This is a genomic window from Coprococcus sp. RTP31081st1_H1_RTP31081_211007 (genome assembly GCF_040227275.1).
Lineage (GTDB): Bacteria > Bacillota > Clostridia > Lachnospirales > Lachnospiraceae > Coprococcus > Coprococcus aceti.
In genome coordinates this window covers 474,967-488,574 of sequence record NZ_JBEHVP010000001.1, presented here as the reverse complement: position 1 = coordinate 488,574, position 13,608 = coordinate 474,967, and the positions used below count along the sequence as shown (strand labels likewise).

11 protein-coding genes are annotated in these 13,608 nt (G+C 44.9%); all 11 read left to right on the top strand.

Going from position 1 to position 13,608, the window contains the following annotated elements; genetic code table 11:
• Positions 1 to 97 precede the first annotated feature (97 nt).
• The 11 genes from ABUA31_RS02125 (at position 98) to ABUA31_RS02075 (ending at position 13,594) form a co-directional block, all read left to right on the top strand.
• Positions 98 to 898, top strand: coding sequence for an FAD binding domain-containing protein (locus tag ABUA31_RS02125; protein WP_161171755.1), 801 nt, complete (start codon positions 98 to 100; stop codon positions 896 to 898).
• Positions 889 to 1,359, top strand: coding sequence for a 2Fe-2S iron-sulfur cluster-binding protein (locus ABUA31_RS02120; protein ID WP_161171756.1), 471 nt, complete (start codon positions 889 to 891; stop codon positions 1,357 to 1,359). The genes ABUA31_RS02125 and ABUA31_RS02120 overlap by 10 nt, the downstream gene beginning before the upstream one ends.
• Positions 1,360 to 1,371: 12 nt before the next feature.
• Positions 1,372 to 3,666, top strand: a complete 2,295-nt coding sequence (locus ABUA31_RS02115) for a xanthine dehydrogenase family protein molybdopterin-binding subunit (protein WP_349818408.1) — start codon at positions 1,372 to 1,374, stop codon at positions 3,664 to 3,666.
• A gap of 67 nt (positions 3,667 to 3,733) precedes the next feature.
• Positions 3,734 to 5,125 carry a uracil-xanthine permease family protein gene (locus ABUA31_RS02110; protein ID WP_022216044.1) on the top strand — a complete coding sequence of 464 codons (1,392 nt, stop codon included), beginning with the start codon at positions 3,734 to 3,736 and terminating at the stop codon, positions 5,123 to 5,125.
• A gap of 229 nt (positions 5,126 to 5,354) precedes the next feature.
• Complete coding sequence (locus ABUA31_RS02105; protein ID WP_349092602.1) at positions 5,355 to 6,350, top strand: ROK family protein; 996 nt, start codon at positions 5,355 to 5,357, stop codon at positions 6,348 to 6,350.
• Between the two features lie 25 nt (positions 6,351 to 6,375).
• A complete protein-coding gene (locus ABUA31_RS02100) occupies positions 6,376 to 7,929 on the top strand; it encodes an MATE family efflux transporter (protein WP_242859128.1) in 1,554 nt (517 codons plus the stop codon).
• Positions 7,930 to 8,002: 73 nt separating this feature from the next.
• The gene (locus ABUA31_RS02095) at positions 8,003 to 9,538 is read left to right on the top strand and encodes a Y-family DNA polymerase (protein WP_055222823.1); all 1,536 of its coding nucleotides are present in this window, start codon (positions 8,003 to 8,005) and stop codon (positions 9,536 to 9,538) included.
• A 9-nt stretch (positions 9,539 to 9,547) separates the two neighbouring features.
• Positions 9,548 to 9,976, top strand: a complete 429-nt coding sequence (locus tag ABUA31_RS02090) for a YolD-like family protein (protein ID WP_055222821.1) — start codon at positions 9,548 to 9,550, stop codon at positions 9,974 to 9,976.
• Complete coding sequence (locus ABUA31_RS02085; RefSeq protein ID WP_055222819.1) at positions 9,969 to 10,661, top strand: glycerophosphodiester phosphodiesterase; 693 nt, start codon at positions 9,969 to 9,971, stop codon at positions 10,659 to 10,661. Before ABUA31_RS02090 ends, ABUA31_RS02085 begins: the two co-directional genes overlap by 8 nt.
• Before the next feature lie 62 nt (positions 10,662 to 10,723).
• Positions 10,724 to 12,652 (top strand): EAL domain-containing protein, encoded by a 1,929-nt coding sequence (locus ABUA31_RS02080; RefSeq protein ID WP_349092604.1) that lies wholly within the window; start codon positions 10,724 to 10,726, stop codon positions 12,650 to 12,652.
• Positions 12,653 to 12,667: 15 nt separating this feature from the next.
• Positions 12,668 to 13,594, top strand: coding sequence for an AAA family ATPase (locus ABUA31_RS02075; RefSeq protein ID WP_022216037.1), 927 nt, complete (start codon positions 12,668 to 12,670; stop codon positions 13,592 to 13,594).
• Positions 13,595 to 13,608: the final 14 nt, after the last annotated feature.

Below are 13,608 nucleotides of genomic sequence, written 5' to 3'. Positions count from 1 at the left end.
AATACAACGGTATTGTAACAAAGCATCTTTTCAAAGACAAGCTGTTTTAATATAATATATTTTGAAAAATTGTGTTTATATGTTAAAAGGAGCTTTTATGGTAACAATACAGAATTATGTACGCGCACAAAGTATTGATGAGGCATATGAACTGAATCAGAAAAAGGGAAGCTGTATTATCGGAGGAATGCTCTGGACAAAAATGCAGGATCGCCTGATACAGACAGCCATAGATATGTGTGATCTGGGACTTGATAAGATTGAAGAAAGAGAAGACGAATTCATTATTGGTGCAATGACATCACTCCGTCAGATAGAACTGCATGACGGATTAAACAAATATACACATGGTGCAGTATGCGAAGCGGTGAAGGATATTGTGGGGGTTCAGTTTCGAAATCTCGCCACGATTGGCGGAAGCATATGGGGACGTTTCGGATTTTCGGACATTCTGACAGTTTTTTTAGCTATGGATGCATTTGTGGAGCTTTATCATGGTGGTATGATTCCTCTCAGGGAATTTGTCAACATGAAGCAGGACAGGGATGTGATTGTACATCTGATCATCAGGAAAACTCCCGGGGTTTTTGCTTATGCATCAGTCCGCAATCAGAGAACAGATTTCCCTGTCATTGCCTGTTCAGCATCATGCGTGGATGGAGAATACCGTCTGGCTGTGGGCGCAAGGCCTGGAAGGGCGATACTTGTTCTGGATGAAGAAGGCTTGCTCACAGGGGGACTTTCAGATGATACAGAGAAAGCATTTGCCAATTGGGTTTCTGACAAGGTTCCGGTTGGAAGCAATCATCGTGCTGGCGCAGAATACAGAAGCCGCCTGATACGTGTGCTTGGACAGAGATTATTGAAAAAAATTGAGGAGGAGCAGCAGTGGAAATAAAAGTTAAATTAAATGGAAAATTAGTCTCGGGAAATATAGCTCCTGATATGCTCCTTATAGATTTTCTGCGCGATCATGGCTGTTATAGTGTGAAACGCGGCTGTGAGACGTCAAATTGTGGTCTGTGTACAGTGCTCATGGATCAGACTCCTGTCCTTTCCTGTTCGATGCTTGCTGCCAGGGCAGATGGACACGAGGTGCAGACCCTTGAGGGTCTTCAGGATGAGGCGGCAGAATTTGCCGGGTTCATTGCTGATCAGGGTGCTGACCAATGTGGTTTCTGCAACCCGGGTTTTGTGATGAATACAATAGCTCTTCTCAGAGAAAATCCTGATCCATCGGATGATGAGATCAGGGCATATCTTGCCGGAAATCTGTGCAGATGTTCCGGATATGAGGGACAACTGAGAGGAATCCGAAATTACTTAGACAGTAGAATTCCTGCAGATGACAGACAGTAAAGGGGTGAACTCATGGAACATAAAAAATATAATGTAGTTAATAAATCCGTTAGAAAAAAAGATTCTATGCAGTTACTTCTTGGCAAACCGGTATATGTGGATGATATCACTCCCGGTGATGCACTTGTTGTGAAACTGCTTCGCAGTCCACATGCGAATGCCATTGTGGAGGATATAAATGTCTCCATAGCAAAAAAAATACCCGGAATAGTAGATATTTACACATGGCAGGATGTGCCAAATAGCCGGTTTGCAATAGCAGGACAGACATATCCTGAGCCGTCACCGTATGACAGACTCATTATGGACCGCCATGTGAGGTGTGTGGGCGATGTGGTTGCCATCATAGCAGCTGAGGATGAAAAGTCAGCAATCAAGGCTATGAAACTCATAAAGGTAAAATATAAAATCTTAGAGCCTGTTCTGGATTTCCGCAAGGCAAAGGATAATGACATATTGGTTCATCCTGAGGACGACTGGTTCCCGCCGGTTCAGGTAGGAGGCGATCCGAAACGCAACTTGGTTGCAAGCGAAGTAGGCGGTGATGGCGATGTTGATGCCGTTATAGCGGACTGTGATGAGGTGCTGGAGAACAGATATCATATGAGAGCCTTTAACCAGGCTATGATGGAGACTTTTCGAACGTATACACACCTTGACCGTTATGGAAGGCTTCATGTAATTTCTTCTACACAGATCGTGTTTCATGTACGTCGTATTCTGTCAAGGGCGCTTGGCATTCCAAAGAGCAGGATCAGAGTGGAAAAACCACGTATAGGAGGCGGATTTGGAGCAAAGCAGACAGCGGTAAGTGAGGTGTATCCTGCATTTGTGACCATGAAGACCGGGCGTGCGGCCAAGATCATATTTACGAGACAGGAAAGTCAGATCGCAGGTTCACCGCGCCATGAGATGGAGGTGAGAGTCCGTCTGGGAGCAGACCGCGATGGACATATAAGGGGACTTGATCTGTATACGCTGTCCAACACTGGAGCGTATGGGGAGCATGGACCTACAACAGTCGGACTTAGCGGGCATAAGTCCATCCCGTTATATACAGGGGGGCTTGAGGCATATAGGTTTGGATATGATGTTGTATATACGAACACCATGGCGGCCGGCGCATACAGAGGATATGGAGCTACGCAGGGAATCTTCGCACTTGAGTCTGCGGTGAATGAGCTTGCGGAGAAACTGGGGATAGATCCGACTGTGATCCGTGAGCAGAATATGCTGCGCGAGGGAATGAAGATGCCTGCGTATTATGGTGAAACGGCAAATGCGTGTGCTCTTGACAGATGTATGGCCAGATGCAAGGAGATATTTAACTGGGATGATAAATACCCTGTCAGGGACATGGGAAACGGAAAAGTCAGGGCTGCAGGAGTGGCAATGGCCATGCAGGGTTCTTGTATATCGAATGTGGATGTAGGATCTGCAACGGTCAAGCTTGCGGATGATGGTACATTTAACCTGATAATCGGTGCTGCAGATATGGGAACTGGATGTGATACTATCCTTGCACAGATGGTTGCGGAGTGTATGGACTGCTCGGTTGATGACGTGGCGGTATTTGGAGCAGACACAGATGCTTCACCATATGATTCCGGCTCATATGCTTCATCCACTACGTATGTAACAGGAAAGGCTGTGGAGCTTGCATGTGATAAATTGAAGAAGAAGCTGTGTGCAATTGCAGCAGGAATGCTTGGATGTGAACAGGATGAAATGTATTTCGAAAATGGCATGGCATATCGGACAGGAACAGATCAAAGCGTTTCTTTGGCTGATATAAGTGTTAAGGATCAGGTCGCAAATGATATTGCTGCTGTAGCCACAGTCTCTCATTCATCTCCGGTTTCACCTCCTCCATATATGGTCGGAATGGTTGAGATAGAACTTGACAGATATACAGGAGAAGTGAAGATACTGGATTATGCTGCAGTCGTGGATTGTGGCATAGCCATAAACCCGGCACTGGCACGTGTTCAGGCAGAGGGAGGCATAGTCCAGGGAATAGGACACACTCTGTTTGAGAACATCACCTACAATGCGAAGGGATGCCCGATAGAGTCGAGTTTCATGCAATACAAGATACCAACCCGTCTGGATATGGGACATTTGAGAGTGGAATTTGAAAACAGCTATGAGCCTACAGGTCCTTTTGGAGCCAAATCGATAGGAGAAATAGTTATCAACACTCCGGCACCTGCTATTGCACATGCCATATACAGGGCGACAGGTGTATGGCACAGAGAACTGCCGATCACACCGGAGAAGATTCTTATGTCCATGCCGGAAGAGTGATTGGAGATAACATAAGCAGAATAACAGAATCTGTAATATGAAAAAAATATACAGGAGAAAACAACAGATGAAAAATAAGTTTAAACTTTCAGAAACAGCATTCCAGCTTGATGGAAGGATGCCTCTTTCCCAGGCGATACCTCTTGGACTTCAGCATGTCCTTGCAATGTTTGTCGGAAATTTGACACCATTATTGATTATCACAGGAGCATGCGGACTGGTCGGTGGTGAATTTGCTGATCTTCAGCTTTCACTGCTTCAGAACGCAATGCTCATCGCGGGAGTTGTCACCCTGATACAGCTTTTCTCAATAGGGCCTGTTGGAGGAAAGGTGCCGATCATTATGGGTACATCTTCAGGTTTTATAGGAGTATTCAACAGCGTGGCGGCAACCATGGGCGGTGGAGTGCTTGCGTATGGTGCTATTATGGGGGCATCCATTATCGGTGGCTTGTTTGAAACTGTGCTTGGCTTTTTCCTGAAGCCATTGCGCAGGTTTTTCCCGGCTGTTGTAACAGGTACAGTGGTTTTATCCATTGGACTCAGCCTTATATCGGTGGGAATAAATTCATTTGGAGGTGGAAATAATGCCGCAGACTTTGGATCCATGGAGAACCTTCTGCTTGCATTATTTGTCCTTGTGGTCATCCTTTTCTTTAAGCATTGGACAAAAGGATTTTTAAGCTCATCATCTATTCTTTTTGGAATAATCGCAGGTTATATCGCAGCGATCATAATGGGACTTGTTCTTCCGAGAACAGGTATAACTGCTGATGGTGTGGAATATACAAAAGCCTGGGTGCTGAACTGGGACAAGGTGAAAGATGCTTCCTGGTTTGCGATTCCACAGCTCATGCCTGTAAAACCGGTGTTTGATGTGCGCGCAATACTTCCCGTTCTCATAATGTTTATTGTAACAGCGGTGGAGACTGTAGGCGATATATCAGGTGTTATGGAAGGTGGTCTTGGAAGGGAAGCCACAGACAAGGAACTTTCAGGTGGTGTGATGTGTGACGGTCTGGGTTCATCTCTTGCAGCTGTGTTTGGAGTCCTTCCAAATACATCGTTCAGCCAGAATGTGGGACTTGTAGCCATGACTAAGGTCGTCAACAGATTTGCGCTTGCAACAGGAGCGATATTCCTGATATTATGTGGTCTTTGCCCTAAACTTGCAGCACTGGTATCGATCATGCCTCAGTCAGTACTTGGTGGAGCTGCAGTTATGATGTTCTCTTCGATAGTTATCAGTGGTATTCAGCTCATAACAAAGGAACCATTAAGCGCACGCAACCTGTCCATAGTTTCGGTAGCACTGGGCGTGGGCTATGGAATGGGAGCCAATCCGGGTATTCTTGCAAATGCCCCTCAGCTGCTCCAGCTTGTTTTTGGAGGCTCAGGAATTGTTCCTGCGGCAATGGTTGCAATTCTGCTTAATATTATCCTGCCTAAAGAAAAGTAGTGAATCGGGGACGCTCTTTGTGACAGAAGGAACGTCCCTGTTATATATAACGAAAAGTTGTGCTACAAAAGTAGTTGTTGATAACAAAAAAATATGCTAACATAAAAATAGTAGTTTTCGAATGTATGTTCGATATAGTATAATATATACTGTATATACATTTGAGACTGCTATTTTTTAGCTTGAAAAATATATAGTAATAAAACATATTCGGTATGGAGGAGAAGTTATGTACCTTGTGATAGACGTAGGCGGAACATTTATAAAGCATTGTGTGATGGACAGAGATGCGGAGATCCAGGAGAAGAGCAAGGTTGCGACTCCGGGAAGATTTGGACATGGTCTTGAGAGTATTCAACAGGGATTGGATGCCTTTCTGGATATTCTTCAGGGGATATATGAAGACTACAAGAAAAGATTTGATATTCAGGGAATAGCCATATCACTTCCTGGACAGGTGGATGTGGATAACGGAATCTGTTATGCCGGCGGAGCGTTGCCATACCTTGACAAAGCACATGTAGGCGAGCTTGTAAGCGAGAGATGCGATGGACTTAAGGTGGCTCTTGAGAACGATGGCAAATGTGCAGCATTGTCGGAGATATGGCAGGGAAATGCAAAGGACTATAGCAGCGCAGTTGTATTGGTATTTGGCACAGGTGTCGGTGGAGGAATAGTCATAGACAGAAAGATACTCCACGGCAGAGGTATGGTTGCCGGTGAGATGTCGTACCTGTTTGAGGATGTGAACAGGGATAATATAGACAAACTTGTACCGCTTGAGGCGAATCTCAAGAATACAAAGAAACATGTAAAACTTCCGGACAATGTCACCTGGACGATGCAGGCATCGGTAAGCTCACTCAGAAGAGAGGTGGCAGCAGTCAAGGGCATGAGGGAAGATGAAGTGTCAGGTGAGATGATATATGAGTGGGAGACTGCCGGTGATAAGGCGGTCATAGATGTGCTTGAGGACTGGTATCTGAACATCGCGAAGCACTGCATGAATATACATGTCATTCTTGCACCGGACATCATACTCCTTGGAGGTGGAATCAGTGCGGAACCGAGGTTCATACAGGGCGTGAAGAAGTACGTGGATAAGCTTGCAAAATTTTCAGTGATCTATAATGAGATGCAGGTTGGACTGTGCAAATTTGGCAACGATTCCAATCTCATAGGAGCACTTTTCAACTATCTTCAGAAGTATGAGGGTGCCCACTAGATAAGAAAACGGAGATCATATCAGGATGAAACACAATGACGGAAAAGAGACGGACATCAGAATGAAGCACAATGACGAAAAAGAGACTGACATCAGAATGAGCGCAGAAAAGAGTAAAGAAAGAAGCATAGAAAAAAGCATAGAAAAAGGCAAAGAAAAAGGCAAAGAAACGAATACAGAAAAGAACACCGATTATAGAAAAAAATCGCACGAGATGGATATGTTAAATGGTTCACTGGCGCTTAAGATGCTTATATTTGCCATGCCACTTGCCGCCAGCAGTATACTGCAGCAGCTTTTCAATTCGGCAGATGTAGCTGTGGCAGGAAGATTTGCAGGAAGTGATGCCCTGGCGGCCGTTGGAAGCAATGCGGCGGTTGTTGCCCTGTTTGTGAATGTGTTCGTGGGGCTTTCAGTGGGTGTGAATGTTCTTGTGGCCCATTATATAGGCCAGAACAAAAAAGATTCCATAAGCAGGTGTGTGCATACCAGCGTGAAGTTTGCCCTTATATGCGGAATAGTTATGCTTGTTGCGGGAATGTTTGTGGCAAGACCGATTCTTGAGGCCATAGATACCCCTGAGAGGGTGCTGGATCAGGCTGTACTTTATTTGAGGATATACTTTGTGGGAATGCCGTTTATCATACTTTATAATTTTGGAGCGGCTGTGCTCAGAGCTATAGGTGATACAAGGCGTCCGCTTTACTGCCTGATAGTTTCAGGTGTACTCAATGTTGTACTCAACCTGTTCTTCGTGTGTGTGTGTAAACTTGGAGTGGCAGGCGTCGGCATGGCAACGGTCATATCAAATGTTGTCAGTACGGGAATAGTCATGTATATATTGATGCATGAGGAAGGTCCACTCAGACTCGATATAAAGAATATACGAATAGATAAAGTGTGCCTGGGAAAGATACTCAGGATAGGAGCTCCATCAGCGATACAGACGGCAGTTTTCTCATTGTCAAATGTGCTGATACAGGGCGGAATCAACAGCTTTGGTCCTGATGCTGTGGCAGGCTCATCCACGGGTCTTAATTTTGAATATTTTGCATATTTTGTCATATCCGCATACGCACAGGCAGCAGTGACATTTGTGAGCCAGAATTATGGTGCAGGTGAGAAGGAGAGATGCAGAAAAGCTCTCAGGATTGCCATGTTAGAGGGCATGCTTATGACGGCTGTGTTCAGCAGTGTCATGATGCTTTCAGGGGATTTTCTTGTGAGATTTTATACAACAGATACAGAGGTTATAAAGTATGCACTTATAAGAATGAAGCATGTCATGCTCCTTGAGGCGATGACAGGAACATATGAGATGACAGCTGCGGCACTCAGAGGCCTTGGCAGATCCATGCTGCCGGCTATTATAACAGTTGTGGGTTCAGTAGTGTTCAGGATCATATGGATATATACGGTGTTTGCGCGATATCATTCTTTTGGCATGCTTTTGAACGTGTATATAGTTTCATGGATAATAACAGGTACGGCGATGATAATCGCCTACATACTCGTATCGAGGAAAGTGCTGGGGCATACACGGGCCGGCGGGAAAGCTGCTGAGACGGCTGCTGTATAGTATGTGACCCAAGGCACATAAGCATCAGAAAGAGAAGATTAAGACTGAGCAAGAAGTGACAGGGGGATTGGCTGTGGATAGGGATAAGAAAGATAGAACGTATATTGCGATAGATCTGAAATCCTTCTTTGCATCGGTTGAATGTGTTGAGCGCGGACTTGATCCACTGACCACCAATCTGGTAGTGGCAGATGCGTCGAGAACAGAGAAGACCATATGTCTTGCTGTTTCCCCGTCGCTGAAGAGCTATGGTATACCTGGAAGAGCCAGACTGTTCGAGGTGGTGCAGAGGCTTAAGGAGGTCAATGCCAGCAGGAGAACACTTTCACCCGGTGGAAACTTTTCCGGGGAGAGCTGCGATTCCAATGAGCTTGCGGAGCATAATGAATTTGCGGTTTCGTATATAGCCGCTCCGCCACGTATGGCATATTACATGAAGTACAGTACGGATATATATAACATCTATCTGAAGTATGTAGCACCAGAGGATATGCATGTGTATTCCATAGATGAGGTGTTCATGGATGTGACGGATTATCTTGGGATATATAAGATGAGTCCGCACGATCTTGCCATGACGATCATACAGGATGTGCTTGCACAGACCGGTATAACAGCAACAGCAGGGATAGGAACGAACCTCTACCTGTGTAAGATAGCGATGGATGTTGAGGCAAAGCATATAGCCCCGGATAAGGATGGAGTCAGGATAGCAAGTCTTGATGAAATGTCGTACAGACAGAAGCTGTGGAATCACAGACCGCTCACAGATTTCTGGAGGGTGGGAAAAGGATATGCGAGAAAACTTGAGAGTCATGGACTTTATACAATGGGGGATATCGCCAGATGCTCACTGGGACATGACGATGAGTATTACAACGAAGATCTGCTGTACAGATTATTTGGTATAAATGCAGAGCTGCTCATAGATCATGCATGGGGCTGGGAGCCTTGTACCATTGCAGATATCAAGGCTTACAAGCCGGAGAGGAACAGCATAGGTTCAGGACAGGTGTTGTCATGCCCATACGAATATGAAAAAGCCAGACTTATTATCCGTGAGATGACGGATCTGCTCGTGCTGGATCTTGTGGATAAGAATGTCAAGACAGATCAGATGGTCATAACAGTGGGGTATGATATAGATAATCTCAAAAAGAACGCTGCGGGAGCGAAATTTTCCGGAGAGATACAGACAGATATGTATGGGAGAAAGATACCGAAAAGTGCCCATGGAACGGTGAATCTTGGAGAGTATACATCATCTACACAGGTCATCATGGATGCGGTGACCGGATTGTTTGAAGAGATCGTAGATCCTTTATTGTATGTCAGAAGGATATATGTCACGGCGAACAATATCATATCGAATACTGCGGCACATGAGAAACAGTCAGCAAGGCAGCTCAGTCTGTTTGATGATTTTGGAGACGGGGCAGCAGAGACGGAGAAAAAGCAGCAGGATATGAAGCGGGAGCAGAGCATGCAGAAAGCGATGATAGAGCTCAAGAAGAAATTTGGCAAAAATGCAGTCCTTAAGGGAATGAATCTTGAGGAGGGCGGTACGACGATAGAGAGGAACGGACAGATAGGCGGTCACAAGGCTTAGGAGGGGCTTATGGAAGATAATTACGATGACATAATACAGCTTACACATCACGTGTCCTCTGTTCATCCGCACATGTCTATCCATGACAGAGCAGCACAGTTTGCCCCATTTGCCGCACTCACAGGACATGGAGCAGCCATAGCGGAGACTGCAAGGCTCACCGATGAGAAGTTGGAGCTGGATGAGAGTCAGAAAATGGTTCTTGATCAGAAACTGTTGAATATAATGCATAATGCAGACAAAAAATGTGTGAGTATAGAGTATTTTGTAAAGGATGACAGAAAAGCTGGTGGAAGATACGAACATGTGTCGGGATATATACGCAATGTTGACGTATATGGGAAAAAGATAGTTATGGAAGACAGAACCGAGATACCGATAGATGATATATATGATTTAAATATTGATCAGAATGGAGATGTATATTTGCATGAATAGAGAGACTATGGTGATAGCACACAGAGGAGCGAGTGCCCTTGCGCCTCATGAGAATACACTTGAAGCGTTTCAGATAGCTATAGATCTGAAGGCGGATATGGCGGAGTTCGATGTGAGGAAAACCAGTGATAATATACTCATAGTATTTCATGATGGAACTATAGACGGCAGAAAGATAGGAGATATGACATACAACAGGATCAACGATATTGCATCAAAAGAAGGCTACAGAGTGCCTACGCTTGACGAAGTCCTGGAACTCTGCAGCGGAAAGATATGTCTTGATATAGAATTAAAGGAGAGCGGATACGAGAGGCGTGTCATAGATCTTGTCAAGGGGAGATTTGGATACGGTGAGTTCTCGATAAAATCCTTCAAGGACAAAGTGTCGTACAATGTGAAGGCCATAGACCCGAGGATAAAGACCGGACTGCTCGTCGGTAAGAAAAAGGCTAAGCTCGGTGTCAGATTGAATGAGTATTTTCCTGAGAGAAGAATGAGACGGTGTAAAGCGGATTTTATATCGCCGAATTATCTTCTCTGCACGAAGAAATTTGTGAAGAGAATGAAGCGCAAGCACATACCGGTATATGTGTGGACTGTGAATGATCCACACTGGATGAGACGTATGTGCAGACTGGGCGTAGATGCAGTGATAACAGACCGCCCGGATATAATGCGTTGAAAGACCTAGAAATATTTGTTATATTATTTTATAGGTGGAGGAGTTGGACATAGGAGGATAATATGAGCAAAGTACTATACTTTGATTACGCGGCATTCTGCGTGTTTACTCTTATCATGGTCTCAGTCATCATGAAGAAGATGACCAGAGGCAAATTAAACAGGCAGTTTCAATTTGTTCTGACCATTGCAATGGTTGCCACAGCGTTTGATATAGGCGCCATCGCATTTGACAATATGGGTGAAAGGCATGTAGTCACCCAATACATATTCCATACGGGATATCTCTTTTTCCATGTCGTTTCATCGGCTATGTATGCCGCTTATGTGGTGAACATAGTGGATGCCATACATATATTCAGAGGTAAAGTGAAGAGTTTCATACTGGCACTTCCAACGTTGCTGTGCATGATCATGCTCGGAGTTAATTTTTTCACTCCGTGTGTATTCAGTATAGGCGGACAGGGAGAGTACAGAAGAGAGTTTTTCATGACATTTCTGTATGCTGCCGGAATATTTTATATGATTCTGGGCTTCATGGTTGTTACGAGATATCACAGGAGACTTACAAGAGGAAGATTTGTATCAACCATAGCGATATTCCCATTGGTTGTTGTTGCGGCCGTATTTCAGATGTTTAACCCGGATATTCCGATTGAGATGTTTGCAAATGCGATTGGATTACTGTTCGTTGCGTTGCTGATACAGAGTCCGGAGCAGATTATAAGCAGTGCCACGGGCCTGAACAAGATCACAAGATACATGGACGACGTGAGAAATTCTCTGGATAATGGCCTTGATATAACGGTAGTTATGATAACTATGGAGAATGACAAGACTCTTCGCGGGATTCTGGGAGTTGAGGAATATCATAAGCTGCTCAGGGAGATCTCTGAAGACTTTTTAGAGTGGAGCAGACCATACGGATATGATGTTGAGTGGTATTATCTGGGAACCGGAATGTTCAGATGTGTCATGAACCAGCGTATCAAGGATCAGGCTGAGGATTTTGCGGAGCGGATAAACGAGAAGCTGAAGAAGGGATATAAGTATAATGATATGTTTATAAATCTATTGCCGATAATATGTATCACCAGATGTCCTCAGGATATAGAGGATGTTGACAGTGTGATGCGGTTTGGCGGTGAGCTTGCTGAGCACGAGTATACAGGCCGTGTTCTCTATGCCAGAGATATCTATAACAAGGAAAGATATGATCTGATGCGGGACATGGGCATGATACTTGATAAGGCATTTGCCGAGAACAGGTTTGAGGTTTACTATCAGCCGATATACAGCATAGATTCTGGAAAGTATAACAGTGCTGAGGCACTTCTGAGATTAAATGATGATATGTATGGATACATTTCGCCGGAGATATTTATCCCTGCTGCGGAGGAGAATGGAATGATCCATAAGATAGGTAAGTTCGTTCTTGAAGAGGTGTGCCGTTTCATAGCTGGAGAGAAATTCAAGAATCTCGGACTGGAATATGTTGAGGTGAATCTGTCGGTCATCCAGTGCATGAGCAGTGAGTTATCAGAAGACGTGCGGGCGGTGATGGAGCGTTACGGAGTCAGCAATGAGCAGATAAATCTTGAGATTACTGAGACTGCGGCTGCCTATGCTCAGACGACAATGATGGACAATATCAACAGTCTCACAGATTATGGTATTGCATTCTCACTTGACGATTTTGGAACAGGTTATTCCAATATGAAGAGGATAGCATCCATGCCGTTTGCGATAGTTAAGCTGGACAAGACATTTGCGGATATAGACACAGATGACAAGATGATGAAGGTTGTCAAGAACACCATAAGCATGGTTAAGGATATGAATATGAAGATCGTAGTGGAAGGCGTGGAGACGGAGGAATCCCTCAGGGAGTTCAGCAATCTTGGAGTGGATTACATTCAGGGCTATTATTTCTCAAGACCATTGCCACAGGATAAGTTCATATCAGAGGTGAAGAGAGTTAACCAGAGCTAAGAGAAAGGACGGCGTATGACAGATATAGAGAACCGGGTCGTTGATGAGGTAGAGAAGGTCGTAAAGGGAAAAAGAGATATAATAATCAAGGTCTATGCTGCCATACTTGCGGGTGGACATATACTGCTTGAGGATATCCCGGGTGTGGGCAAGACCACTCTTGCAACGGCATTTGCCAGAACTCTGGATATGAAATATAACAGAGTCCAGTTTACACCGGATGTTCTGCCGAGTGACATAATGGGATTTTCCATGTACAATGCAAAAAGCGGTGAGTTTGAGTACAGAGAGGGTTCAGCGTTCTGTAATCTGTTCCTTGCGGATGAGATAAACCGAACATCGCCTAAGACTCAGTCGGCACTCCTTGAGATCATGGAGGAAAAACATGTGACAGTCGATGCTGTTACAAGGGAACTTCCACAGCCTTTCACGGTCATGGCAACCCAGAATCCGGTTGGTTCGTCGGGAACGCAGATGCTTCCGGAGTCCCAGCTTGACAGATTCATGGTGAGACTTTCCATGGGATACCCATCCCACGAGGCTGCAGTGCAGATACTTAAAGGTCAGGAATTTGTACCTATGGACAGTGTAGAGAGAATAGTGACGAGAGATGAACTGATAGGTCTTCAGGATAAGGCGAGAACTTTGAGTGTGCATGATTCAATATTTGATTACATAGTGACTCTGGTTGAGGCTACCAGGGAGAGTGAGCTCTTCTCGATGGGAGCAAGTCCGCGAGGCGCAAATGCACTTCTGCGGATGAGCAGAGCAATGGCGGTGCTCTCTGGAAGAGAATATGTTGTGCCGGGAGACATAGCAGAGGTGTTCAACGACGTGCTTGGGCACAGGGTAAAGCTTGCAGCCCGTGCCAGAGCTAATGGAATGACTGTCGCAGAGGCTCTGGATGAAGTGAGAAGTCAGGTTAAGGTTCCAAGGACTTAGAACTGAGAACATAA

What these genes read in the sequence shown, in the direction of transcription:
- ABUA31_RS02075 (WP_022216037.1), top strand. Translation starts at nt 12,668, where the DNA reads ATGACAGATATAGAGAACCGGGTCGTTGATGAGGTAGAGAAGGTCGTA.
- ABUA31_RS02125 (WP_161171755.1), top strand. Translation starts at nt 98, where the DNA reads ATGGTAACAATACAGAATTATGTACGCGCACAAAGTATTGATGAGGCA.
- ABUA31_RS02105 (WP_349092602.1), top strand. Translation starts at nt 5,355, where the DNA reads ATGTACCTTGTGATAGACGTAGGCGGAACATTTATAAAGCATTGTGTG.
- ABUA31_RS02115 (WP_349818408.1), top strand. Translation starts at nt 1,372, where the DNA reads ATGGAACATAAAAAATATAATGTAGTTAATAAATCCGTTAGAAAAAAA.
- ABUA31_RS02085 (WP_055222819.1), top strand. Translation starts at nt 9,969, where the DNA reads ATGAATAGAGAGACTATGGTGATAGCACACAGAGGAGCGAGTGCCCTT.
- ABUA31_RS02090 (WP_055222821.1), top strand. Translation starts at nt 9,548, where the DNA reads ATGGAAGATAATTACGATGACATAATACAGCTTACACATCACGTGTCC.
- ABUA31_RS02110 (WP_022216044.1), top strand. Translation starts at nt 3,734, where the DNA reads ATGAAAAATAAGTTTAAACTTTCAGAAACAGCATTCCAGCTTGATGGA.
- ABUA31_RS02100 (WP_242859128.1), top strand. Translation starts at nt 6,376, where the DNA reads ATGAAACACAATGACGGAAAAGAGACGGACATCAGAATGAAGCACAAT.
- ABUA31_RS02080 (WP_349092604.1), top strand. Translation starts at nt 10,724, where the DNA reads ATGAGCAAAGTACTATACTTTGATTACGCGGCATTCTGCGTGTTTACT.